The organism is Streptomyces sp. VRA16 Mangrove soil (assembly GCF_017377775.1).
Classification (GTDB): domain Bacteria; phylum Actinomycetota; class Actinomycetes; order Streptomycetales; family Streptomycetaceae; genus Streptomyces.
Map to the genome: position 1 here is coordinate 200269 of NZ_JAFVLN010000007.1, position 24125 is coordinate 224393.

A 24125-nucleotide genomic window follows, 5' to 3' on the forward strand; every position below is an offset into this window, starting at 1 on the left:
GCGGAGCGACGGTAGGACCAAGGACCTACGGTCCCGGCGTTCCGGGTCTGCGTGATGTCCCTCGGCGACCTTGAGCCGGTGGAGGCGTGCGCCTTCTTGGCGGGTGGCGCGTGCCGCGTCGACGTCCCGGTCGTGGACGGCGCCGCAGCCGGGCAGGTCCAGCTGCGCACCTTCAGCGGCTCGGGGCCGTCGACGCCGAGAGCGGCGTCCCAGTGAGCCCGGGGCGCGGCCCGGGTAGTACTCAGGGCGGACCCGTACAACCCGTCTTCCTGGGGACGACCCGGGCGGCGCGGGACCGTACGGTCATGGCATGACCGAGACGACCACCACCGTGCCGGGGCAGCGGGAGCGCAGCCCCGAGTCGCGCTTCGCCCGGGAGTCGCTGCGCGGGCTGCGCGCGGACCTCTTCCGGGACGTGACCGCCTACCGGCCGCTGCCGCGCCTGCGCACCGAGGGACCCGTGTGGCAGCTGATACCGGCGGGACCGCGCAGCGAGGCGGGCGTCCTGCCGCACCTCGTCGTCCTGTGCCTGGCCCTGCTGACCTTCGCCATCGGTCTGGCCGAGACGTCAGACAGCAGCCCGATCGCGCTGATGGGCGGGCTGATCGTGGCGCTGCCCGTCGGGCTCACCCTGATCCGGCCGGTGCTCGCCTGGTGGCTGTCACTGGCCGCGGCGGCGTTCGCCGTCGTGCTCACCGGCACGGTCCACTCCCCTTGGTCGGGCGGGAGCATCGCCGGGCACACGATCGTCATGGCGCTCGTCGCCGCCCGCACCCGGCCGCGTACGGCGGCCTGGATGTGGATCATCAGCGTCGTGTACTCGGTGTTCGCCGGGGCCGTGTTCGGCGGTGGGCCGCTCGGCGGTGACTCCGTGCCGATGCTGGTCTTCTCCGGGGTCGTCCTGGCGCTGGTCGCCCAGGCTCAGGTGAGCCGCAGCGCTCGGCGCGAGGTCGCCGTGGAGCGCACCGTCACCGCGGTGGAGCGGGACAAGCGCACGCTCCTCGAAGAGCGCACCACCATCGCGCGTGAGCTGCACGACGTCGTCGCCCACCACATGTCGGTCGTCGCCATCCAGGCCGAGGCCGCGCCCTACCGCGTGGAGAACCCGCCGCCCGAGCTGGAGCAGGCGTTCGTGACGATCCGGGAGAACGCGGTGGCGGCGCTGACCGAGCTGCGCCGGGTCCTGGGTGTCGTACGGGCCGAGGACTACCAGGCCCCCGACGCCCCGCAGCCCACGCTCGCCGACCTCGACCGGCTCCTGGAGAACGTGCGGGACGCGGGCCTGACCGTCTCCAAGGCCGTCACCGGCGCGGTCCGTGAACTGCCGCCCGGCGTCGAGCTGTCGGCGTACCGGATCGTGCAGGAGGCGCTGAGCAACGCGCTGCGGCACGCGCCCGGCGCCGAGGCCGCCGTCGAGGTGTCGTACGTGCTCGGCGGGCTCGGCCTGCGCATCGTCAACGGCCCGCCCACCGGCCTGCGCAAGGAGTCGCCCGGCGCCGGGCACGGCATCACCGGGATGCGGGAGCGCGTCGCGATGCTCGGCGGCGAGATGACGGCCGAGGCGACGCGGGACGGCGGGTACGAGGTCGCGGTCTTCGTCCCGGTGGCCGCGGCGACGGAGCCGGAGACCGACGCATGATCCGCGTACTGATCGCCGACGACCAGATGATGGTCCGCGAGGGCTTCTCGGTCCTGCTCAACGCGATGCCGGACATCGAGGTCGTCGGCGAGGCGGTCAACGGTGCGGAGGCGGTCGCCAAGGTCCGTGAACTCCGCCCCGACGTCGTCCTCATGGACATCCGGATGCCGGAGATGAACGGCATCGAGGCGACCCGCGCGATCGTCGCCGCCGACGAGGGGGAGCGGGCCGCGGCCGTCCTGGTGCTGACCACGTTCGACCTCGACGAGTACGTGTACCAGGCGCTGCGCGCGGGCGCCTCCGGGTTCCTGCTCAAGGACGCCTCCGCGCGCCAACTCGCCGACGGGGTACGGGTGGTGGCCTCCGGTGAGGCGCTGCTCGCGCCGACGGTCACGCGGCGGCTCATCACCGAGTTCTCGAAGCTGTCGGCCGGTCCGAAGAAGCTGCCTGCGTACGGCGAACTGACCGACCGCGAGACCGAGGTCCTCGTGCTCATCGCACAGGGCCTGTCGAACGCGGAGATCGCCGAACGGCTCGTCGTCGCCGAGTCCACGATCAAGACCCACGTCAGCCGGGTCCTGGTGAAGCTCGGCCTGCGCGACCGCACGCAGGCGGCGGTGTTCGCGTACGAGGCCCGCCTGGTGACGCCGGGGTAGCGCTCCTTCCCCTGCGAGTCCGGGCACCTTTCGCGCCCGCGGGCCGACGCCCCCGCGACCGGCCCCACCGGGCCGGCACCCGGCTGCGGCGCCCGACGGCGGCGCCCGGCCAGGGATCCCGGTCACGGCACCCGGCCACGGCATCCGACCGGGAATCCCGCCCACGGCACCCGCCCACGGCATCCGACCGGGAATCCCGCCCACAGCACCCGCCCACAGCACCCGGCCACGAATCCCGCCCACGGCACCCGCCCACCAATCCCGACCACGGCCCCCGCGATCCCTGGTCACGCTCGACTGGCCTTGGCTAACGTCACGCCATGGAAGCCACCGCCGCCACCGCCTTCGACCCCTGGTCGCCGACCTTCCTCGGCGACCCGTACCCGGCGTACGCCGCCCTGCGCGAGGCCGGCCGGGTGCATTACTACGAGCCCACGAACCAGTACCTGATTCCGCACCACGCCGACGTCTCCGCGCTGCTGCGCGACCGCCGTCTCGGCCGGACCTATCAACACCGGTACGCGCACGAGGACTTCGGCCGCGTCGCGCCGCCGCCCGAGCACGAGCCGTTCCACACCCTCAACGACCACGGCATGCTCGACCTGGAGCCGCCGGACCACACCCGCATCCGGCGCCTGGTCTCGAAGGCGTTCACGCCGCGCACGGTGCAGCAGCTCCAGCCGTACGTGGAGAAGCTGGCGTGCGACCTCGTCGCCGGGCTCGTCGCGGACGGCGGCGGCGACCTGCTCGGCGCCGTCGCCGAACCGCTCCCCGTCGCCGTCATCGCCGAGATGCTCGGCGTCCCGGAGTCCGACCGGGCCCCGCTGCGCCCCTGGTCGGCGGCGATCTGCGGGATGTACGAGCTCAGCCCGCCGGAGGACGTGGCCCGCGCCGCCGTGCAAGCCTCGGTCGAATTCACCGAGTATCTGCGCGAGTTGATAGCCGAGCGGCGCAGGAATCCGGGCGACGACCTCGTCTCCGGTCTCATCGCGGCCCACGACGACGGCGACCGGCTCACCGAACAAGAGATGATCTCGACCTGCGTACTGCTCCTGAACGCCGGCCACGAGGCCACCGTCAACTCCACGGTGAACGGCTGGGCCGCCCTCTTCCGTCACCCCGAGCAGCTGGCCGCCCTGCGCGCCGACCACTCCCTCGTCCCCTCCGCCGTCGAGGAACTGATGCGGTACGACACCCCGCTCCAGCTCTTCGAACGCTGGGTCCTGGAGGACATCGAGGTCGCGGGCACCGCGATCCCGCGCGGCTCGGAGGTCGCCCTGCTCTTCGGCTCCGCCAACCACGACCCGGCCGTCTTCACCGACCCGGCCCGCCTGGACCTGACCCGCGCCGACAACCCGCACATCTCCTTCTCGGCCGGCATCCACTACTGCATCGGCGCCCCGCTGGCCCGGCTCGAACTGGCCGCGTCCATGCGGGCGTTGCTCACCCGGGCGCCGACGCTGCGGCTCGCCGCCGAGCCGCGGCGCAAGCCGAACTTCGTCATCCGGGGCCTGGAGGGCCTTGCTGTGGAGGTGTGAACGACCGGCCGCCGAGCAGCCGGTGCAGCAGGAATCCGGCGAGCGTGCCGACGGCGACGCCGCCGACCAGACAGACGGGCAGCCCGAGGTAGAACACCCGCCAGTCGGGCCCCGTCTCGAACCGGTGGATCCGGCCGTCCGCGACCCACTCGGTCCAGGCCACCAGTCCGGCACCGAGCCCGGCGAGGGCGGCGAGGCAGCCGGCGGTGGCCTGTGCGCGCTGTCCCATGCCCGTAACGGACGCGGAACCCCTGCCCAGGGGTTCCGCGTCCGCACGTTCCTTCTCCTCAGGTGGACAGGTCGCGCCGCCGCAGCCCCGCGAGCCCCGCCCCCACCAGCACCACGGCGATCCCGCACAGGACCAGCACGGGCCCCCACGCCATGTCCCCGCCCGGCAGCTTCGGCAGATGCCCGAAGGGGGAGAGGTCCATCACCGCCTGCGGCAGCTTCAGGGCCGGGCCGATCCAGCCGATCAGGAGCGCCGCGCCCGCCACACCCCAGCCGCCGCCGACGGCGGCCTGCGGAGCGAACCCGTACAGCAGCACCGCCACCGCGCCGAGCGCCCACACCGCAGGGAGCTGGACCAGGGACGCGCCCAGGATCGGGCCGATTTCATGGCCGTAGCCCGCCGCGAGGCCGAGGCCGCCGCAGAGCAGGATCAGGACCGCGCCCGCGAACGCGATCGTCAAGTGGCCCGCCGCCCAGCGCAGTCGGCCCACGGCGCCGGACAGCACCGGCTCCGCGCGCTGCGACGTCTCCTCGCCGTACATGCGCAGGACGGACTGGACGACGTACAGCGCCGCCACCATCCCGAGCATGCCGACCATCGCCGCGAGGAACGCGTCGGTGATCCCGGACTGGCCGCCCATCCGCTCGATGATGTCGCGGGTGTCGGCGTTGTCGCCGACCAGGTCCGTGGCCCCGTTCGTGACGCCGCCGAGCGCGGCGCCGGACGCGAGGAAGGCGAGGGACCAGCCGATGACGCTGCCGCGCTGGAGCCGCCAGGCCAGTGCTCCGGCCGACCCGAGGCGGCCGTTCGCCGGGCCCGGCCTGCTCGGCACGAAGCTCATGCCGATGTCGCGCCGCCCGGCCAGTACGTAGGCCAGGGCGCCCTGGGCGAGCACGGCGACCCCGAAGAGGAGCAGCACCCACCAGCGTTCACCGGCGTAGGCGCGGGTGTTCTCCAGCCAGCCGATCGGGGAGAGCCAGGTGAGGACGGAGGACCCGTCGACACTGCCCGCGTCGCCGGCCGCGCGCAGCACGAACGCCACGCCGAGCAGGCCCGCGCTCAGCCCCCGGGCGAGCCGGGCGCTCTCGGTGAACTGGGCGACGATCGCCGCCAGGGAAGCGAACACCATCCCGACCCCGCCGGTCGCGAGCCCGAGTGCGAGCGCGCCCGCGACGCCCTCGCCGGCGGTCACGGTCATGCCGACGGTGATGAGCACCGCGACCGTGGCGTTGGCGACGAAGGCCGCGAGCAGCGCCGAGGTGAGCGGCGCCCGGCGGCCCACCATCGCGGCGGACACCATCTCCTGCCGCCCGCTCTCCTCCTCGTCACGGGTGTGCCGCACGACGATCAGCAGGCTCATCGCCGCCGCGAACAGGGCCGTCCACGCGCCGACCCGCCACACGGTCAGGCCGCCGAGCGAGTCGTCGAGGGCCGGTCCGTACAGGGCCCGCAGCGAGCTGTTGGCGCTCATCGTCGTGAGCACGTCGGCCCGCTCGGCCGGCGTGGCGTAGATGCCCTTCAGCGTCTTCGGCATCGTGATCACGGTCAGCGCGACGAGGTAGACCCAGAGCGGGATCATCAGCCGGTCGCGGCGCAGCGCGAGCCGCAACAGCACGCCCGTTCCCGCGAGTTGGCGGCTGCCGCCGCGTGCTGCCGAGTAACCGGCGGCGGTCATCGCGCGGCCTCCAGATCGCCGAGGTCCTCCTGGTAGTGGCGCAGGAAGAGCTCCTCCAGGGTGGGCGGCGTGCTGGTCAGCGTCCGTACGCCGGACGCGGTCAGTGAGCGCAGTACGGCGTCGATCTTGTCGGTGTCGACCTGGAGCCGCACCCGGTTGCCCTGGACGTTCAGGTCGTGGACCCCGGGCAGGGCCGCCAACCCGTTGGGCGCGCCGACGAGTTCGGCGCTCACGCTGGTCCGGGTCAGATGCCGCAGCTGGGCGAGCGAGCCGCTCTCGACGGTCCGGCCCTTCCTGATGATGCTGACGCGGTCGCAGAGCTCCTCGACCTCGCTGAGGATGTGCGACGAGAGCAGCACGGTCTGCCCGTGCTCGCGGGCCGCCTGCGCCACGTAGGACTGGAAGACCTCCTCCATCAGCGGGTCGAGCCCGGAGGTGGGCTCGTCGAGGATGAGCAGGTCGACGCCGGTGGCGGCGAAGGCGGCGACGAGCGCGACCTTCTGCCGGTTGCCCTTGGAGTAGGTGCGGCCCTTCTTCGTCGGGTCCAGCTCGAAGCGCTCGATCAGTTCGGCCTTGCGCCGGGTGTCGAGGCCGCCGCGCAGCCGCCCGTACAGATCGATGACCTCACCGCCGCTGAGGTTGCGCCACAGGGTCACGTCACCGGGGACGTACGCGACCTTGCGGTGCAGTGCGACCGCGTCCGCCCAGGGGTCGCCGCCCAGCATCTGGACGGCGCCGGAGTCGGCGCGCAGCAGTCCGAGCAGCACCCGGATGGTGGTCGACTTGCCCGACCCGTTCGGGCCGAGGAAGCCGTGCACCTCACCGGTCTCGACGTCCAGGTCGAGGCCGTCCAGCGCGTGCGTCCTGCCGAACGACTTGTGCAGTCCGGAGACCGTGATTGCCTTCGTCATGATTCTGAACGTACGCTGGTTTCACAAATTTGTGAAGTTAAGGAAGTGTATAAAACGGCGTATAGACTCGACGGACCGGATCCGGGCACGTCGGGCAGGGGAGATGATCGGGGCATGAAGAACGAAGCGGCGGAAACGGCGGCAGCGACGGAGCCGGACGCGCGCTCCCGTTTCGTCGAGCGCTTCGCGGGCCAGCTCGTCGAGGCCGGAATGCCGCGCATGCCCTCACGGGTCTTCGCGGCCCTGCTCGCCTCCGACTCCGGCGCCCTGACCTCGGCGGAGCTCGGGGAGCGGCTGCGGATCAGCCCGGCGGCGGTCTCCGGGGCCGTGCGCTATCTGACGCAGCAGCACATGGTCACGCGCGAGCGCGAACCCGGGACGCGGCGCGATCTCTTCCGGGTGCACGGCAACCAGTGGTACGAGGCCCTGGGCAACCGGGACAGTGTGCTCAAGCGCTGGGAGGACGCCCTGCGCGAGGGGGTCGGCGCGGTCGGCGCCGACACCCCGGCGGGCCGGCGCCTCGGCGAGACGCTGGCGTTCTTCGAGTTCATCCAGGGCGAGCTGGCCGGTCTGATGGACCGCTGGCGCGCGCACCGCAAGACGCTCGGCCTGGACTGAACTGTCGTGCGTGCGCGGCTCAGACGGCGGACCAGCCGCCGTCCACCGGCAGCACCACACCGGTGATGTTGGACGCCGCCTCCGAGGCCAGGAACACGATGGCCGCGGCCTGCGTCTCGGCGCCGGCCGGCTGTCCGACATTGCCCATGTAGGCGCCGATGGCCTGCGGGCCGATGGCCTGCGGGTCCGCGCTGACCTGGATGTTGGTGATCGTGCCGCCGGGCGCGATGGCGTTCGCCCGGATGCCCCTGCCCCGGTACGTCACGGCGATCGACTTCGTCAGGCCCGCGATGCCGTGCTTGGCGGCGGTGTAGGCGGCACCGGCGGCCGAGCCGCGCAGTGACGCCTCGGACGCGGTGAACACGATCGCGCCGCGCCCGGCCGTCAGCATGTGCGGGACCACGGCGCGGGCCAGCAGGAACGGCGCCGTCAGATTGATCCGGATCAGCCGCTCCCACTCCGCGTCCGTGACATCGGCGACGGCGGACATGGAGTCCATGATCCCGGCGTTGTTGACGAGCACGTCGATCCCGCCGAACGCCTCCAGGGCCGTGGCGACGACCTCGTCCACGACCTGCTGCTCGCTCAGGTCGCCCACGACGGCGACGGCGCTGCCGCCCGCCCGATCCCGGAACCGGCGCCGGTGACCACGACGGAACGGTTGCTCGTGCTGCTCATCAGGTGCTCGCTTTCCGCGTGCCCGCTGTACTGGTGGTGTGTACGATGCACGCTATATGTATGGTACACATCGCCCGTGATATACCTGCGGCGGGACAGGCTGTCCGGCGGGACGACGGGCGGCGGGCCGGCACGGGAAGGTGACGAGGTGGGCGACGAGGCGGGCGACGCCGGCGAGGACAGGACCACGCGCCAGGTCGAGTTCGAGACCATGCTGCTGAGCCGGCACGGCTATCTCTTCGGCTCCCGCGCCCGCTCCGAGCGCTGGCACCTCGACCGCAGCGCGTACATCCTGCTCAGCCGCATCCAGATGGACGGCCCGATGTCGATCGGGCAGCTCAGCGACGCGTTCGGCCTCGACGCCTCCACGCTCAACCGGCAGACCGCGGCGATGATGCGCGAGGGCCTGGTCGAGCGCATCCCGGACCCGGAGGGCGGCGTCGCCCGCAAGTTCCGCATCACCCGCGACGGCGCCGCGGCGCTGGACGCGGACCGGGGCCTCAACCTGGAGGTGATCAGCGGTCTCCTGGACGAGTGGACGCCCGAGGAGATCGCCGGGTTCGCGACGAGCCTGGAACGCCTGAACCGGGCGATCGAGCGGCTGGAGGGCAGGCCCTGGCCGAGGCCGTGAGCCCCGGACCCCGCCCTGCGCCGCACGAGCGAATCTTCCGCGGTGCCGCGGGCCCGCCCGGCCCGCCTCTTTGGTGACGTTCCGTACGACCGGTATCCCGTTCATGGTGATTTATGCCGGTAATCGTAGGAACACACGGTTGGGGTGGTGGGTCTTTCATGCTCTGGGCTTTCCGGTCGGCACTCGGATCGCGGGGCGGCCGGGTGTGCGGCGCGCTGCTGGCGCTCGCCTGTCTTCTGGCGGTGCTCGGACCCTCCGGCGGACGGGCCGCGGCGGCGGCCGCCGCCCAGAACCCGCTGTCCGTCACCTTCGTGGCCCGCGCGTGCCCTGCCTACACCGACGTGATGGCCAACAAGGCCCGTAACAACATCCAGGAGTCGCTGCGCGACCTCGGACCCGACTCCAACTACGCGGCGGGCGAGGCGGTCTCGGCGGCGAAGGAGGCGGCCGGCACCCCGCTGCCGCCGTGCGAGGCGCTGCCCGGCTGGACGTTCGCCACCGGCACCGGCATCACCGCGAAGTCGACCCAGTCGCTCAACCTGAGCACGGTCTCCGGCCCGATCCGGCAGAACATCACCACGATGGCGAGCACCGCCGAACTCGACAACCAGGGGAACCCGACCGGACGCACGCTCCAGGGCGCGGTCACCGTGAACCTCACCAGCCAGGAGATCGCGGCGGGTTCGGGCCTGGTCGTCCAGGGCGGCACGAAGTCCCAGCCGCTCAACGGCCTCCAGGAGCAGTACGGCTTCGCCGCGCTGCGCTGCGCCCAGGACTCCATCAACGGCGACAACGTCGAGTACGTGGCGTTCCCGTCCGGCACCCGGCACGTCTTCTGCTACTACTACGCGATCACGCCCCCGCCGGACGCCGGCACCATCAAGGTGATCAAGAAGGTCACCCCGGAGACGGCGGGCGAGGGCGACTTCCGCTTCGACGGCAACGTCTCCTACGCCGACACCAACGGCGACGGCACCAACGACTTCGTGCTGCACGGCTCGGCGCGCCAGGAGGACTCGATCACGTTCGTCCGCGGCGCGGGCGGGGCCCCGTGGACCTTCAAGGAGGTCATCCCCGCGGGCACCGGCTGGACCCCGCCGGGCCGCCCCGACTGCACCGTGGTCGCGGCCGGCGGCGGGGCGGGCACCAGCGCCGTGCGGACGGACTCGACCGGCGCGGTCTCCGTGGAACTGGCCGCGGGCGACACCGTGACCTGCACGTACACCAACACCAGAACCAGCGGAAGGGCGCTCCTGGAGAAGGAGTCGATCGGCGGCACCGGCACCTTCGCCATCGATCTGAAGCCGCCGACCGGATCGGGGCCGCTCGCCATCGGCCCGGTCACCACCAGCCGTGAGAGCACCCCCGTCATCGTCGCCCAGGCACCGCAGGGCGCCACCCCGGGCACGTACACCGTCGACGAGGCGATCCCGGCCTCCGACGGCACCGGCAGCTGGGAACTCGTCGGCCTGAACTGCAACGGCACCGACGTGCCGATCAGCAAGGGGGCCGCGACGGACGCGGCCCCGCGCGGCACCTGGCACGCGAGCTACGACGTCGCCTCGGTCGACGACGCGACCTGCCTGCTCACCAACAAGTTCACGCCCGGCGGCGCCATCAACATCGAGAAGGTCACCGACGGCGGCACCGGCACCTTCGCCTACGACGTGATCGCCCACCCGCTCTCCCGGCTCAGGGACGCCACCACCTACCGCTCCACGGCCACCACGGTGACCGAGGGCGTCGCCGTCACCGCGCACCCGGAGGACGGCACGGGGCCGGCCGCCGACGAGCTGACCGTGGGCGACCGCACCCAGTACACCGTCCAGGAGCACCTGCCGCCGCCCACCGCCGCGGGGCACTGGGAGCTGACCGACGCCGACTGCGGCGCCGCCGGGTCCGACGTGGACACCGCGCAGGGCACCGTGCGGGTCCGGCTCACCGCCGAGAACCCGCGCCCCACCTGCCGGTTCACCAACCACTTCGTGCAGCAGGGCACCCTCGACGTCACCAAGCACACCACCGGTGACACCGGGCTGCGCCCCGGCGCCGCCCATCTGAGGCTCAGCTGCGCCGACGGGACCGAGGACGCCCTGGACGTCGCGGCGGGGGAGGCGTCCGGCGCCCTGGAGCGGCACCGGTTCGCCGCCGACACCACGTGCACGGTGCGGGAGACCGCCTCCGGCGCCGGTGAGCGGGTCGATGTGACGACGTCGGCGGTGCTGACGGTCGGGGGCCGGACCACGCAGGTGACGCCCGGCGAACCGTTCCCGGTCCGGGAGGACGAGGCGGCGTCCGTCGTCGTCACCAACACGTTCACGCGTACGCCCCCGACATCGAGCCCCACGCCCACGCCGACCCCGACGCCCACGGTGACCCCGCCGCCGACCCCCGCCCCGAGCGGGCCGGGCACGCCCCCGCCCGGTCACCAGCTGGCCCACACGGGTACGTCCCTGACCGCCCTGTGGCTGGCGGCGGCCGCGGCCCTCGCGGTGGCCCTGGGCACGCTGACGGTGACGGCCGTACGGCGCCGCTAGGTCCTGTCCGGGCGGTGAGAACGCGGGAGGGGCGGGGGCTGGCGGCTCAGGGCAGCGCCAGCCCCCACGCCCCCACCCGTACCGTCCACGTCCGCTTCCGCACCGGCCCGCCGATGGTCACCGCGTCCGCCCGGTACCGGAAGTCGGACCCCGACACGCAGACACTCCGGGCCGCCACCCGCAGCGGTTCGGCCGGGGACGCGACGGGCCGCACCTCGACCCGGGCCAGCCCGGACCCGATGCCCGCGGGCGTCACGGACACCCCCTCCACCGGCTGGTCGAGATCGACGAGCGTCACCCCGTCCGCCTCCACCCGCAGCCGCGCCGGGACCCCGCCCTGCGCCGGCGCGGGCCGCGCGGGCCGCGCCGCGATACCGCGCACCAGCGAGCGGCACGTACGCAGCCAGGGGTGGGCCCCCGCAGCCCCCTCCGGGTGCGCGACCGGCGGGATGCGCAGATCCCCGAGCACCACCCCGTCACTGTCGTCGACCAGCAGATCGAGCCGCCGCTCCGTGCCGTCCAGCGCCGCGCGCGCCGCGGCGACCGCGCCCTGCGGCACCCCCAGCGAGCGCGCGAGCGCCACACCGGTGCCCACCGGCACCATCGAGAGCACCGCTCCGGCCAGCTCGCGCTCCCGGTGCAAAAGGGACACCGCGCGCAGCAGCGCCCGGTCGTCGCCGACCACCACGGGCCGCCGCGCACCCCGCTTGGCCAGGGCTTTCGCGAAATCCTCCGGTCCGTCGGGCAGGCACACCTTGGCGGTGGCGCCCGCGCACAGCACGTCCTTCGCGATCCGGACCGACTCCCCGTCCGCCCGCCGGGCGAGGGGGTCCACGATCACCAGAAGCTGCCGGGACAGTTCCTGCCCCGTACGGTCAGATGGAAGGTCCAACGCCGCCACCTCGGCCTTGCCTCGCTTCCTCGGGTAGCATCTTTGTGCAAGAGCCCCTTGCGCTATTGCGCCAGGGGCTTCGTCTATTCCGGGGCACCCCAAGGCTCATGAAGGCCCGCCGCAGAGCCGCGGCGCCAGCCCCTGACCTTGGACATGCCCCGCCCGGAAGGGGTGTACGCCTGTGCCCGCACTTGTGCTGCTCGGTGCTCAGTGGGGTGACGAAGGCAAGGGAAAGGCCACCGACCTGCTCGGTGGATCCGTGGACTATGTGGTGCGCTACCAGGGCGGCAACAACGCCGGTCACACGGTCGTCGTAGGCGACCAGAAGTATGCGCTCCACCTCCTCCCTTCCGGGATCCTCTCGCCGGAGTGCACGCCGGTCATCGGAAATGGTGTCGTCGTCGACCCGTCGGTCCTGCTCTCCGAGCTGAGCGGTCTGAACGAGCGCGGCGTCGACACCTCCAAGCTGCTGCTCAGCGGTAACGCGCACATCATCACGCCGTACAACGTGACGGTCGACAAGGTGACGGAGCGCTTCCTCGGCAAGCGGAAGATCGGCACCACCGGCCGCGGTATCGGCCCGACCTACGCGGACAAGATCAACCGCGTCGGGATCCGGGTCCAGGACCTCTACGACGAGTCGATCCTCACCCAGAAGGTCGAAGCGGCCCTCGAGGTCAAGAACCAGCTGCTGACCAAGCTCTACAACCGCCGCGCCATCGAGGCGCAGCAGGTCGTCGAGGAGCTGCTCGGCTACGCGGACCAGATCAAGGGCTACGTGGCCGACACGACCCTGATCCTGAACAACGCGCTGGACGAGGACAAGGTCGTGCTCTTCGAGGGCGGCCAGGGCACGCTCCTCGACATCGACCACGGCACGTACCCCTTCGTCACCTCCTCGAACCCGACCGCGGGCGGCGCCTGCACGGGTACGGGCGTGGGCCCGACGAAGATCGGCCGGGTCATCGGCATCCTCAAGGCGTACACGACGCGGGTCGGCGCCGGCCCGTTCCCGACCGAGCTCTTCGACCAGGACGGCGAGGACCTGCGCCGTATCGGCGGCGAGCGCGGTGTCACCACCGGCCGTGACCGTCGCTGCGGCTGGTTCGACGCGGTCATCGCCCGCTACGCGACCCGCGTGAACGGCCTGACGGACTTCTTCCTCACGAAGCTCGACGTCCTCACCGGCTGGGAGCAGATCCCGGTCTGCGTCGCGTACGAGATCGACGGCAAGCGCGTCGAGGAGCTCCCGTACTCCCAGACCGACTTCCACCACGCGAAGCCGGTCTACGAGTACCTGCCGGGCTGGTCGGAGGACATCACGAAGGCCAAGACCTTCGCGGACCTCCCGAAGAACGCGCAGGCGTACGTGAAGGCGCTGGAGGAGATGTCCGGCGCCCCGATCTCGGCGATCGGCGTCGGCCCCGGCCGCGACGAGACGATCGAGATCAACTCGTTCCTGTAGGAAGCGAGCCTTCGGACTCACGACCGGTGCCCCGGTCCGCTGCGGCGGGCCGGGGCACCGGTGCGGGTGCGGTCAGCCGCCGAGCACCCCGCCGAACCCGGGCGTGCCGGACGTGGAGACGCCCACGGCGGACGGCGAGAGCGACACCGCGCCCGTCGTGACGATCTTCCCGCCGGAGGACTTGAGGACGGTCAGCGCGCCGTTGCCCGCGTTCTCGCCGGCGACACCGACGGCCAGGTCCGACCTGCCGTCGGCGTTGAAGTCCGACAGCAGGACGTCGGAGCCGAACAGATCGCTGCTCTCGCTGCTGCCCGGGACACCGGCCGTGTTCTGGGTGAAGCTCTGCGCCCCGGTGCCGGTGACGCCGGACGGGGTGCCGTACAGGACGGTCACGGCGCCGCTGTTGTCCGTCCCCGCGGTCGTGCCGTCCTCGCCGATCGCGCCGACGGCGATGTCGCTGAGGCCGTCGCCGTTGATGTCACCGACGCTCACCTCCCAGCCGAACAGGTCCGCCGCCTCGCCCGTGCCGGGAACACCCGCGGTGTCCTGCGAGATCACCGTGGTGCCGCCGTCGGGCCCGGTGGCGGAGCCGTACGTGACGTGGATGTCGCCGCCGGTCGAAGTGCCGGGCTGTTCCTCGGAGTTGGAGGAGTCCGCGGTCAGGCCGGTGACCACGTCGCCGAAGCCGTCGCCGTTGAGGTCACCGATGTCGCTGATGACGCCGCCCGGCAGCATGGTGGCCGTGTTCGAGGGGCCGGACGCGGTGCCCGGCAGGTAGGCGTTGACGAGGTAGTCGCCGTCGGTGGCGGTGTTGCCGCTGACGACGAGGTCGTCCTTGCCGTCGGCGTTGATGTCACCGGCGGTGAGCTTTCGCAGGTGGTAGGGGCTGGTCGAACGGAGCGGGGTGGTGACGGCGGTGGCCGAACCGACCGAGTCGTCCTTGGTGATGCCGCCCTTGAAGACACGGACGTACTTGGAGGTGTCCGCGATCGCGAGGTCCGTCTTCGCGTCGCCGTCGAAGTCGCCCGCGGCGACGTCGAAGCCGAAGCGGTCGTGGCTGGAGGGCGCCGGGTCGTCGAGGGTGGTGCCGCCCTTGAGGCCGCTCGACGACCCCCACAGCACGGTGACGGTCCCGCCGTCGGTGTCCCCGGGCATGTCCTCGTACGGGGTGCCGACCGCGAGGTCCGTGAACCCGTCCCGGTTGAAGTCGCCCGGCGACGTGGCGTACCCGAACAGGTCGCCGGACTCGGGCGTGCCCGGCACGCCCGTGGAGCTCTGGGTGATCGTGGCGCGCTTGGCGGCACTGATCCCGCTCGCCGAGCCGTAGAACACCGTGATCTGCCCGGCCTCCGCGTGTCCGCCGACGGACGCCTCGGGGGAGGAGACCGCCACGTCCGGATACCCGTCGAGGTTGAAGTCGGCCTCGTGCGGCCGGGTCGCCGACGCACCGGCCGTCGCCGACGCCGTACCGGCCGAGAGCGACACGAGTCCCCCGGTGAGTGCGGCCGCGGCAGCCGTCGCGGCGGCGATCCGGGCCCGCCCGGGTCTGACGGCGGGGGTGCGCTTGTGCTTCGGCATGGCGGGGCTCCTGGGCGGTCGTGGTGCGAACGGTGCTCAGGAGACTCACAGGGGGCGTCCGGGGTTGTAGAGGCCCCGGATGCCTTGTGGGCGGGGCCGTCAGTCGCGGGTGAGTTCGACGACGCGGTCGCGGCGCCGGGGTCCGAAGCCGAGGACGAGCTTCTCGCCCTCGCGGGTGTAGACGTACGGCTTCGCGGTGGTTCGGCACCGGGGGTCGCCGCCGGTGCGGCGGAGCTGGTTGGCCGTGGTGTCGATGTGCTGCTCGACCCGGTCGAGCACGACCGCCGACCAGACGCACATGCCGTCCGGGGCCCGCTCGATGCCCGTCACCAGGGCACCGTTGGCTGCATGGGCCGGATCTTCGCACAGGCGGGCCCGGCGGGAGGGGGGGAAAGGAACTGATGAGGGGACGTCAAGTAGGTATGACTGCACGGTAGTTGAGGGTGCGGGCGGTCGTCGGGCCCGGCTGGACGCGTCCGGGCCGGGGTCCCGGCCGGGGCGCCGGGCAGCTCCTTGCCCGGCAGCTCCGACCGCGGCGCGGTGCCGCACCGGGACGCCCTGGTCGGATCAGCCCTGCTTGGTGTAGGTGAGGACCTGTTCGTGGCCCGTCGAGTCGATCAGGGTGCGGCGCAACTGGCCCGAGGACAGGAACTCGACCGTGCTCGGTGTGCCCTTGCGGCAGGCCGACGACGGCTCGGCGGTCACCACGTCGGTGCCCGCCAGCTGCAGGCTGGAGTCCGTGGCGGAGGCCAGCCGGCCCTTGAACACACAGTGGTACGAGTCGTAGTTGTCCTGTGTGCCGTCCTGGGTCAGCGTCAGGACCGTGTCGCCCGGCTCCCCCTGTTCGATCTCCAGGACGCGGGAGATCGGCCCGTAGTCGTTGCCCTTGTCGTTCGTCCAGGTGCCGAGGAACTTCTCGGGTATGTCACCCGCCGCCGACTGCGGCGTCGGCGACTCGGCGGGTGTGGTGGACTGCTCCGGCGTGGGCGAACCCCCGCCCTGCGAGGAGGGCGCGGGCGACACGGGCGCCGACGCCGACGCGGACTGCGAGCCGTCGGCGCTCGGTGAACCGCCCTTGCCGTCGTTCTTCATCAGCGCGTACACCGAGCCGCCCGCGCCGAGTGCCACGATCAGTGCCACCGCGACGAGCGCCGCCGTGGAACGGCCGCGGCGCGGCTCGGGAGCGGGCGGTGGGCCCAGTGGCGCCGGGCCGTAGGGCGGCGTCCCACCCCAGTTGCCCTGCGGGTAGCCGTATCCGGGCTGCTGGTGCGGGTAGCCGTACGCGGGCGGGTTCGGCGTCGGTGCCGGGGCGGGCGGCAGGGCCGGGGTGTCCTTGCCGACGACCACCGTCGGCAGATGGTTCACCACCGGCGGCGGCGTCGCACCGGGCGCGCCGGGCGGCGGCGGCGCGTTCGGCGGCTCGGGGACCGGTACGGGCGTACTCGCGGGGTTCGCCGGGTTCGCCGGGCCCTCCGGGTCCTCGGAGTCCAGCAACTGCACTGCGTGCCGCCCCAGTTGGGCCACGAGGGCGCCGGGCAGCCACGGGTCGCGGGTGCGGCCGCCGTCGCCCAGGGTGTCCTCGGCGCCGGTGCGCTCCAGGATCTCGTCGGGCGTCGGGCGCTCCCCGGGCCGCTTGTGCAGACAGTCCCGTACGAGATCCTGCAGCCCCTCCGGGAGGTCGGACAGGTCCGGCTCCTCCTGGGCGATCCGGAACATCAGGGCGTGCACCCCGCTGTTGGACGTGCCGAACGGCAGATGGCCCGTCGCCGCGTACGCCAGCACCGAGCCCAGGCAGAACACGTCGCACGCGGGCGTGATGCGGTCGCCGCGCACCTGCTCGGGCGCCATGAAGCCGGGCGAGCCGACCAGCGCCCCGGTTCTCGTCAGACCGCCGTCCGTGACGGTCTCCAGGGCGCGCGCGATCCCGAAGTCGATGACGCGCGGGCCGTCGATCGTCACCAGTACGTTCGACGGCTTCAGGTCGCGGTGGATGATCCCCGCCGCGTGCACGTCCTTGATCGCGTGCGCCAGACCGGCCGCGAGGATGCGCACCGAACGCTCCGGCAGTGCGCCGTAGTCGTGCGAGACGACCTGCTGGAGTGAGGGGCCCGCCACATAGGCCGTCGCCACCCAGGGCACCCCGGCGCCCGTGTCCGCGTCCAGCACGCTCGCCGTCCAGGCGCCGCCGACCTGCCGCGCCGCCTGCACCTCCTGCCGGAAGCGGTTCCTGAACTCCTCCTGCTCCGCGAGCTCTTCGCGCACCAGCTTCACGGCGACGGTGCGTCCGCGCTCCGAGCGCGCCAGGTACACCTGCCCCATGCCGCCGGCGCCGAGCCGGCCGAGCAGCCGGTACGCCCCGATGCGCTGCGGGTCCCCCGGCCCGAGGGCCTCAAGCCTGTCCATGTCGCGCCACCCTCCCCCGTACGTGAGCAACAAACCGAGAATAGTGCGGGGCTGAGACAGAGAGGGTGGTAGTGGCTTCTACGGTTCCGTAACGGACCTGTCGTGTGCAGCAGCCGTTTTCCGCCGCGCACCATCCGTACCGTCCGTACCGTCCGTACCGGCCGGCCTCCCGGTCGGCGTGCTCCCGCTCCAGCCGGTCCTCCGGTACCCGCAGCCGACGCGACTCGGCATGCCACTGCCGCTGCGCCCAGACCCCCGGCACCCGTGCGCCCGGCCGCCTCGGCGCCCGCGGGCCGGCGTGCCCGACGGTTTCCTGGCGCCACGCCAAGAGCGGGCCCGGGAAGGCCCGACAGTCTGTCGTGTTCGGCGGCGTCCCACAGACAGGACGCCGATGGCACCCGGGTGCAGCGCACATTTACCCTCGGCCCCATGACCCCTCAGCCGAATCCCCAGGTCGGCGCCGCCGTCAAGGCCGCGGACCGCAAGCACGTGTTCCACTCCTGGTCCGCGCAGGAGCTCATCGACCCGCTCGCCGTCGCCGGTGCCGAAGGCTCGTACTTCTGGGACTACGACGGCAACCGCTACCTCGACTTCACCTCCGGGCTCGTCTACACGAACATCGGGTACCAGCACCCGAAGGTCGTCGCGGCGATCCAGGAGCAGGCCGCGAAGATGACGACCTTCGCGCCCGCGTTCGCCATCGAGTCGCGCTCCGAGGCCGCACGCCTCATCGCCGAGCGCACCCCCGGCGACCTCGACAAGATCTTCTTCACCAACGGCGGCGCCGACGCCGTCGAGCACGCCCTGCGCATGGCCCGCCTGCACACGGGCCGCCCGAAGGTGCTCTCCGCGTACCGCTCGTACCACGGCGGCACCCAGCAGGCGATCAACGTGACCGGTGACCCGCGCCGCTGGGCCAACGACAGCGCGTCCGCCGGTGTCGTCCACTTCTGGGCCCCCTACCTCTACCGCTCGCGCTTCTACGCCGAGACGGAGGAGCAGGAGTGCGCCCGCGCCCTGGAGCACCTGGAGACGACGATCCAGTTCGAGGGTCCGGCGACGATCGCCGCGATCATCCTGGAGACCGTCCCGGGCACGGCGGGCATCATGCTGCCGCCCCAGGGCTACCTGGCGGGCGTCCGCGAGCTCTGCGACAAGTACGGCATCGTCTTCGTCCTCGACGAGGTCATGGCGGGCTTCGGGCGTACGGGCAAGTGGTTCGCCGCCGACCTGTACGACGTCGTGCCGGACCTGATGACCTTCGCGAAGGGCGTGAACTCCGGCTACGTGCCGCTCGGTGGTGTGGCGATCTCCGGCGCCATCGCCGAGACGTTCGCCCAGCGCGCGTACCCCGGTGGTCTCACGTACTCCGGGCACCCGCTGGCCTGCGCCGCCGCCGTCGCCACCATCAACGTGATGGAGGAGGAGGGCATCGTCGAGCAGGCCGCGAAGACCGGCGCCGAGATCATCGAGCCGGGTCTGCGTGAGCTGGCCGAGCGGCACCCGTCGGTGGGCGAGGTGCGCGGCGTCGGCATGTTCTGGGCCCTGGACCTCGTACGGGACCGTGCGACGCGTGAGCCGCTGGTGCCGTACAACGCGGCAGGGGAGGCGAACGCGCCGATGGCCGCGTTCGGCGCCGCCGCCAAGGCGAACGGCCTGTGGCCCTTCATCAACATGAACCGCACGCACGTCGTGCCGCCGCTGAACATCACGGAGGCGGAGGCCAAGGAGGGTCTGGCAGCCCTGGACTCGGCCCTCGCCGTGGCCGACGCACACGTGGCGTAACCACCGAGCCCACGGCCGCCGCGGGCATTCCGCCGTTACGGGGCATTCCGCCGTTACGGGGTATCCGCCGCTACGGGCTGTCCGCCGCCTGCCCCCGCTCGCCGCGGGCAATCGGCCGCCCGGCACGGCCGCCCGGCCCCACCCGCCTTGGGCAGTCTGCCGCCATGGGCGGCAGGGTGGGCAAGGCGGCACCCCGGCGCCGGGCAGGCGCCCCCGCGGGCACCCGCCCACGGTCCCGGGCGGCAGGCACAGCTCGGGGCGAGCGCTCAATGGGCGCTCGCCCCGGGCAGGCTCCGCCGCGCGGCCTCAGCTGAAGATGATCATCGAGCCCTGGGCCAGGCTCCGCGTAGCGGCCTGATGCAGGCCCAGCCACACATGCCGCTCCCGCGCGAACGGACTGTCGTCCAGCGGCACGGCGGCCGCCGGCTCCTCAAGAGCGGTGGGCCCGGCGGGCGGCGCGGGCGCCACCGGAGGATTCGCCGGGTCGATCCCGATCGCCGGCGCCACGTACTCCAGTTCGCGCAGCAACGCGTGCGACGACCCCAGGGGGCCGCCCCCGGCGAGCAGTTCGTCGTTGGACAGCGGCGTCGCGAAGTCCACGGGAACGTACGCACCCGCGTGGTCGTAGTGCCACACCAGATGCGAACTCTGCGCCGTCGACTCGAACATCTCCAGCAACTGCTCGTAGTCCCCGCCGAGTTCGTCGACCGGCGTCACCGCGAGACCGCACAGCTGGAGCAGATACGCCCGGCGCAGGAAGTGCAGCGCGTCGTAGTCGAACCCGGCGACCGGCGCCACGTCGCCGGAGAGTCCCGGCATGTACGCGTAGACCGGCACCGGCGGCAGTCCTGCCTCGTGCAACGCCTTGTCGTAGAGCGCGAGTTCTTCGGCGAAGGGATTGTCGGGGCTGTGGCACAGCACGTCGACGAGGGGGACGAGCCACAGGTCACAGGCCAAGAGGGCTCCTTAGATTCGGACGTCGGGGCGTCAGCGCCAGCGTAGTGCGCGCCGGGCCGGGGCAGACCTGTCTTGCAGGTACCCGCTGCGGACACCGTTCAGCGCTGCTGTCCGCCCGCGATGCTCTCGATCAGCGCGAGCGAGTCCGCGTTGTACGAGGCGATGATCGCGTGCGCCCGCTGTGCGTCCTGCTGGGACAGGGCGTCGACCAGTTCGCAGTGCCCGGCCCACAGGCGGCCCCTGAGCTCGCCGGCCCGGCGCAGGTGCGGCACCGCGCACATCCAGGACTGGACGCGCAGCCGGTGGAAGAAGTCGGAGAGGTACGCGTTGCCGAACAGGGCGGAGAGCTCGCGCCAGAACCGCAGGTCGTAGCCGATCAGCACGTTCAGGTCGCCGGCGCTCGCGGCGCGGGCCGCCTCCTCGCCGCGGCGGCGCACGCCGGTCAGCGCGGCGAAGGTGGCCGGGTCCTGCGGGGCGTGCGCGGCGAGCCCGCGGAAGATGCCGTCGGCGACCAGGCTGCGGGCCTCGATCATGGCGCGGTAGTCGGCGAGCGAGTACTCGTGGACGCGGAAGCCGCGGTGCTGGGCGGAGTCGAGCAGGCCCTGCGCGGTGAGGTCGACCAGGGCCTCGCGCACCGGGGTCGCCGACACGCCGTAGCCGTCGGCGATCTCCTTGACGGTGAATTCCTGGCCGGGGGTGAGCCGCCCCGCCAGGATCTCGTCACGCAGCGCGTCCGCGATCTGCTGACGCAGAGTGGAACGGGTGACGGTGGGGCCGTCGGATGCGGGCGGCACGGGTCCCCTCCGGGGGTCAGCGGGCGATCTCGTCGGGTCACCCTAGCCGTGGGGCCGCTTTCGGCGCCTTCTCGCCGCTGCCGGTGACGGGTGCGTAGCCCGCCCCGGCCCCGCTCCGGCCCGCCTTGGCCCCGGCCCGCCCCGGCCGGCTGCCGCGCCGCCTTGGGCAATCTGCCGCCATGGGCGGCAGGGTGGGCAAGGCGGCACCCCAGCGCCGGGCAGGCGCTTCAGGCGGCCCCCGCCCCGGCCCCGCTCCGGCCCCCGCCCCGGCCCCGCTCCGGCCCCGCTCCGCCCTCGACTCGCTGTTGCCCGGTGCGGGCTCCGGCGGGGGCCGGGCGCGCTCGCGCCGGAGCCGCCCCGCGCCGGAGCCGCTCATACACACGGCCCCGCACCCCGCCGGGGCCGGTGCCCTCGGGGTCTAGCGAGGCTCCGGCGGGCGCTGGCGGGGCATGTTCGGGCGGGCGCCCGGCGGCAGCGGGAAGCGGCCGGGGGACGGCTCGGGACCACGCGACGCGGGCCCGGGGACGGTCGCCTGCATCACCAGCGGCGCCGGCCCCGACCGGAACTCCACCATCCAGTCCGCGGTCTCGGCCCGGACCATCTCCGTGATGTCCTCGGAGAACCGCCGCAGCACCCCGAGACACCGGTCGGCCGCCTCACTCGCCGTCCCCTCGGTCGGCCCGAGCACCTCGCGCACACTCTCCGACGCCCAGTCGAACTGGAGCACCTGCAAGCGCCGCTGCACGGCCTGCGCCGTGGCGACATCCCTTATCCACCCGGACGTGAGCCCGAAGTACCGGTCGCACGCGATGCACGCGACGGCGAGCAGCAGCGCCACATACCCCCAGGGCGCCGCACCCCCCACCGCCCCGGTCAGATCGAGCAACGGCAGCACACCCCCGCACACCGCCCCGAAGGCCGCCCCGGCCCGCAGCCCCCGTGCCCCCCGCCGCTTCCACGCCCGGTCCGCCAGATACCAGTCGGCCGTCCGCAGGGCGCCCTGCTCGACCCACCGGTACAGCTCGTCGAGCCGCTCGGCGGGCTCGCCCCAGTCACCGAGCGGAAACGTTCGCCCAGTGAGGTCGCCCGACCCCGGGTCCTCCTGGGGCGGACCTTCGGGCTGCATCTCCGGCTGACTCACCCGGCACTCCCTCGACTGGTGACGACTGGACGTTAAAGGGGCTGAATGTGCAGCATCTTCCTACCGCCCAATGGGTGGCCAAGGTCCCGGTTTCACGGGTTTTACCCCTAGAAGTAGGTCTTCATCAGGTATAGGGAAGCCGCTCATCTCACTCGAAAGAGTGCAGTGGCACGCGCCAGGGCAGCGGCCCCCGGGACCACGTAGGCTCGGTTGTGTCAGTGACGTACGCACCCGGATACCAGGAGCTGATCGTGATCCCCGGTGGTGGCCAGCCCAACATGCAGCAGCTGCTCCAGCAGGCCCAGAAGATGCAGCAGGACCTCGCGAAGGCCCAGGAAGAGCTGGCGCGCACCGAGGTCGAGGGCCAGGCGGGCGGCGGTCTCGTCAAGGCGACGGTGACGGGCTCCGGCGAGTTGCGCAACCTTGTGATCGACCCCAAGGCGGTCGACCCGGAGGACACCGAGACCCTCGCCGACCTGGTGGTCGCGGCGGTCCAGGCGGCGAACGAGAACGCACAGACGCTGCAGCAGCAGAAGCTCGGCCCGCTGGCGCAGGGCCTCGGCGGCGGCGGCATCCCGGGCCTCCCCTTCTAGGGGCGGCGGCAACTACCGTACGTATCAGGCGACACCGAGCGACACCCCACCGGAAGGCAGCGATCCGTGTACGAAGGCGTGGTCCAGGACCTCATCGACGAGCTGGGCAGGCTGCCCGGCGTCGGTCCCAAGAGCGCGCAGCGGATCGCCTTCCACATCCTCCAGGCCGAGCCGACGGACGTGCGGCGGCTCGCGCAGGCCCTGATGGAGGTCAAGGCCAAGGTCCGCTTCTGCGCGACGTGCGGGAACGTGGCGCAGGAGGAGCTCTGCAACATCTGCCGCGACCCGCGCCGCGACCCGACCGTCATCTGCGTGGTCGAGGAGCCCAAGGACGTCGTCGCGATCGAGCGGACGCGTGAGTTCCGCGGGAAGTACCACGTGCTCGGCGGCGCGATCAGTCCCATCGAGGGTGTCGGTCCCGACGATCTGCGTATACGAGAACTTCTCGCGCGGTTGGCCGACGGGACGGTCACGGAGCTGATCCTGGCCACCGATCCGAACCTGGAGGGCGAGGCCACGGCGACGTACCTCGCCCGCATGATCAAGCCCATGGGCCTGAAGGTCACCCGCCTGGCCAGCGGCCTCCCCGTCGGGGGCGACCTGGAGTACGCGGACGAGGTCACCCTCGGCCGTGCCTTCGAGGGGAGACGACTCCTAGATGTCTGACGCCACGCTGCACTCCACCACCCAGGACCCGAACGACTTCGCGGTCCAGATCTCGGACCAGATCGAGTCGTTCATCGTCGCGGTCACCGAGATCGCCAAGGGCGACGAGCCGGACTCGGCGGTGCCGTTCCTGCTTCTCGAGGTGTCCCAGCTGATGCTCGCGGGCGGCCGGCTCGGCGCCCACGAGGACATCGTCCCGGACGAGCGCTACGAGCCGGACCTGGGCCCGGAGGGCGACGTCGACGAGCTGCGCGAGAAGCTGGCGCGGATGCTCGAACCGATCGACGTCTACTCCGAGGTCTTCGACCCGTACGAGCCCCGCAAGGCGCCCGTCGCGGCCCGGATCTCCGACGACCTCGCCGATGTCGTCACCGATCTGCGCCACGGCCTGGCGCACTACCGCGCGGGCCGGATCACCGAGGCTCTGTGGTGGTGGCAGTTCTCGTACTTCTCCAACTGGGGATCGACGGCCTCCGCGACCCTGCGCGCCCTCCAGTCCCTGGTGGCCCACGTCCGCCTGAACCAGCCCCTCGCGGAGCTCGACGGCCTCGACACGGACGAGGACCTCTCGACCGGTGAGGACGCCCTGGAGGAGGAGGCCGGCCGCGTCATGGCGGAGGAGATCGCGGGCCCGCTGGGACTGCGCCCGGTCAAGTGACGTACGGGGCGACCACCTCGTACACGTACGAACGGGACGGCGTACGCCTCGCCCGCCGGGAGGCCGGCGAGGGCGTCCGCC

At 72.5% G+C, this 24125-nt stretch carries 23 protein-coding genes and 1 pseudogene; 12 read left to right on the top strand and 12 right to left on the bottom strand.

Annotated features, from left to right (window positions below; all coding sequences use genetic code 11):
- Positions 1-54: 54 nt before the first annotated feature.
- The 4 genes from J3486_RS20810 (at position 55) to J3486_RS20825 (ending at position 3833) form a co-directional block, all read left to right on the top strand.
- The gene (locus J3486_RS20810; RefSeq protein ID WP_207822317.1) at positions 55-216 is read left to right on the top strand and encodes a hypothetical protein; all 162 of its coding nucleotides are present in this window, start codon (positions 55-57) and stop codon (positions 214-216) included.
- Between the two features lie 94 nt (positions 217-310).
- On the top strand, positions 311-1639 hold the full coding sequence (locus tag J3486_RS20815; RefSeq protein ID WP_207822319.1) for a sensor histidine kinase: 1329 nt from the start codon (positions 311-313) through the stop codon (positions 1637-1639).
- Positions 1636-2295, top strand: a complete 660-nt coding sequence (locus J3486_RS20820; RefSeq protein WP_207822322.1) for a response regulator transcription factor — start codon at positions 1636-1638, stop codon at positions 2293-2295. The genes J3486_RS20815 and J3486_RS20820 overlap by 4 nt, the downstream gene beginning before the upstream one ends.
- A 320-nt stretch (positions 2296-2615) precedes the next feature.
- Positions 2616-3833, top strand: a complete 1218-nt coding sequence (locus J3486_RS20825) for a cytochrome P450 (RefSeq protein WP_207822323.1) — start codon at positions 2616-2618, stop codon at positions 3831-3833.
- Here the strand turns inward: J3486_RS20825 and J3486_RS20830 are convergent.
- The 3 genes from J3486_RS20830 to J3486_RS20840 are packed head-to-tail and all read right to left on the bottom strand — an operon-like array spanning position 3796 to position 6648.
- Positions 3796-4062, bottom strand: a complete 267-nt coding sequence (locus tag J3486_RS20830; RefSeq protein ID WP_207822325.1) for a hypothetical protein — start codon at positions 4060-4062, stop codon at positions 3796-3798. The two genes, J3486_RS20825 and J3486_RS20830, sit on opposite strands and share 38 nt — an antisense overlap.
- 58 nt (positions 4063-4120) lie before the next feature.
- Complete coding sequence (locus tag J3486_RS20835) at positions 4121-5737, bottom strand: ABC transporter permease (protein WP_207822327.1); 1617 nt, start codon at positions 5735-5737, stop codon at positions 4121-4123.
- The gene (locus tag J3486_RS20840) at positions 5734-6648 is read right to left on the bottom strand and encodes an ABC transporter ATP-binding protein (protein WP_207822330.1); all 915 of its coding nucleotides are present in this window, start codon (positions 6646-6648) and stop codon (positions 5734-5736) included. The genes J3486_RS20835 and J3486_RS20840 overlap by 4 nt, the downstream gene beginning before the upstream one ends.
- A 114-nt stretch (positions 6649-6762) precedes the next feature.
- Between J3486_RS20840 and J3486_RS20845 the strand changes: the two genes are divergently transcribed.
- Positions 6763-7266: a GbsR/MarR family transcriptional regulator gene (locus tag J3486_RS20845; RefSeq protein ID WP_207822332.1), complete on the top strand. Its 504-nt coding sequence runs from the start codon at positions 6763-6765 to the stop codon at positions 7264-7266.
- Positions 7267-7285: 19 nt separating this feature from the next.
- On the opposite strand, the pseudogene J3486_RS20850 reads toward J3486_RS20845, so the two are convergent.
- Both J3486_RS20850 and J3486_RS45235 read right to left on the bottom strand, forming a co-directional pair.
- Positions 7286-7888 (bottom strand): annotated as a pseudogene (locus tag J3486_RS20850) (SDR family NAD(P)-dependent oxidoreductase); the annotation flags it as partial.
- Positions 7852-7995, bottom strand: coding sequence for a hypothetical protein (locus J3486_RS45235; protein WP_207822336.1), 144 nt, complete (start codon positions 7993-7995; stop codon positions 7852-7854). The pseudogene J3486_RS20850 and the gene J3486_RS45235, both read right to left, overlap by 37 nt.
- A 160-nt stretch (positions 7996-8155) precedes the next feature.
- Here J3486_RS45235 and J3486_RS20860 point away from each other — a divergent pair, with 160 nt between their 5' ends.
- Both J3486_RS20860 and J3486_RS20865 read left to right on the top strand, forming a co-directional pair.
- Positions 8156-8575, top strand: a complete 420-nt coding sequence (locus J3486_RS20860; RefSeq protein ID WP_207822792.1) for a MarR family winged helix-turn-helix transcriptional regulator — start codon at positions 8156-8158, stop codon at positions 8573-8575.
- 158 nt (positions 8576-8733) lie between these two features.
- Positions 8734-11112: a DUF5979 domain-containing protein gene (locus tag J3486_RS20865; protein WP_207822339.1), complete on the top strand. Its 2379-nt coding sequence runs from the start codon at positions 8734-8736 to the stop codon at positions 11110-11112.
- Positions 11113-11158: 46 nt separating this feature from the next.
- On the opposite strand, the gene J3486_RS20870 is transcribed toward J3486_RS20865, so the two are convergent.
- Positions 11159-12004 (bottom strand): acylglycerol kinase family protein, encoded by an 846-nt coding sequence (locus tag J3486_RS20870; protein ID WP_229378333.1) that lies wholly within the window; start codon positions 12002-12004, stop codon positions 11159-11161.
- Positions 12005-12185: 181 nt separating this feature from the next.
- Here J3486_RS20870 and J3486_RS20875 point away from each other — a divergent pair, with 181 nt between their 5' ends.
- Positions 12186-13469, top strand: a complete 1284-nt coding sequence (locus tag J3486_RS20875) for an adenylosuccinate synthase (protein WP_207822341.1) — start codon at positions 12186-12188, stop codon at positions 13467-13469.
- 72 nt (positions 13470-13541) lie between these two features.
- On the opposite strand, the gene J3486_RS20880 is transcribed toward J3486_RS20875, so the two are convergent.
- The 3 genes from J3486_RS20880 to J3486_RS20890 all read right to left on the bottom strand — a co-directional run bounded on the left by J3486_RS20880 (position 13542) and on the right by J3486_RS20890 (position 17450).
- Positions 13542-15047 carry an FG-GAP-like repeat-containing protein gene (locus tag J3486_RS20880; protein ID WP_207822343.1) on the bottom strand — a complete coding sequence of 502 codons (1506 nt, stop codon included), beginning with the start codon at positions 15045-15047 and terminating at the stop codon, positions 13542-13544.
- A 99-nt stretch (positions 15048-15146) separates the two neighbouring features.
- Positions 15147-15377 (bottom strand): hypothetical protein, encoded by a 231-nt coding sequence (locus tag J3486_RS20885; protein ID WP_207822345.1) that lies wholly within the window; start codon positions 15375-15377, stop codon positions 15147-15149.
- Positions 15378-15614: 237 nt separating this feature from the next.
- Positions 15615-17450 carry a serine/threonine-protein kinase gene (locus J3486_RS20890; protein WP_207822347.1) on the bottom strand — a complete coding sequence of 612 codons (1836 nt, stop codon included), beginning with the start codon at positions 17448-17450 and terminating at the stop codon, positions 15615-15617.
- Positions 17451-17879: 429 nt separating this feature from the next.
- On the opposite strand from J3486_RS20890, the gene J3486_RS20895 reads away from it, so the two are divergent.
- Positions 17880-19235 (top strand): aspartate aminotransferase family protein, encoded by a 1356-nt coding sequence (locus J3486_RS20895; RefSeq protein WP_207822348.1) that lies wholly within the window; start codon positions 17880-17882, stop codon positions 19233-19235.
- Positions 19236-19541: 306 nt separating this feature from the next.
- Here J3486_RS20895 and J3486_RS20900 read toward each other — a convergent pair whose 3' ends face one another.
- The 3 genes from J3486_RS20900 to J3486_RS20910 form a co-directional block, all read right to left on the bottom strand.
- Entirely contained in the window at positions 19542-20192 is a 651-nt protein-coding gene (locus J3486_RS20900; RefSeq protein ID WP_207822350.1) for a hypothetical protein, read from the bottom strand.
- A 98-nt stretch (positions 20193-20290) separates the two neighbouring features.
- Positions 20291-20986: a GntR family transcriptional regulator gene (locus tag J3486_RS20905; protein WP_207822352.1), complete on the bottom strand. Its 696-nt coding sequence runs from the start codon at positions 20984-20986 to the stop codon at positions 20291-20293.
- Positions 20987-21404: 418 nt separating this feature from the next.
- On the bottom strand, positions 21405-22127 hold the full coding sequence (locus J3486_RS20910; protein ID WP_207822354.1) for an SLATT domain-containing protein: 723 nt from the start codon (positions 22125-22127) through the stop codon (positions 21405-21407).
- Positions 22128-22378: 251 nt separating this feature from the next.
- Here J3486_RS20910 and J3486_RS20915 point away from each other — a divergent pair, with 251 nt between their 5' ends.
- The 3 genes from J3486_RS20915 to J3486_RS20925 all read left to right on the top strand — a co-directional run bounded on the left by J3486_RS20915 (position 22379) and on the right by J3486_RS20925 (position 24044).
- Positions 22379-22720: a YbaB/EbfC family nucleoid-associated protein gene (locus J3486_RS20915; protein ID WP_207822796.1), complete on the top strand. Its 342-nt coding sequence runs from the start codon at positions 22379-22381 to the stop codon at positions 22718-22720.
- 66 nt (positions 22721-22786) lie between these two features.
- Positions 22787-23386, top strand: coding sequence for a recombination mediator RecR (recR, locus tag J3486_RS20920; RefSeq protein ID WP_207822356.1), 600 nt, complete (start codon positions 22787-22789; stop codon positions 23384-23386).
- The gene (locus tag J3486_RS20925; RefSeq protein ID WP_207822357.1) at positions 23379-24044 is read left to right on the top strand and encodes a DUF5063 domain-containing protein; all 666 of its coding nucleotides are present in this window, start codon (positions 23379-23381) and stop codon (positions 24042-24044) included. Before recR ends, J3486_RS20925 begins: the two co-directional genes overlap by 8 nt.
- Positions 24045-24125 lie beyond the last annotated feature (81 nt).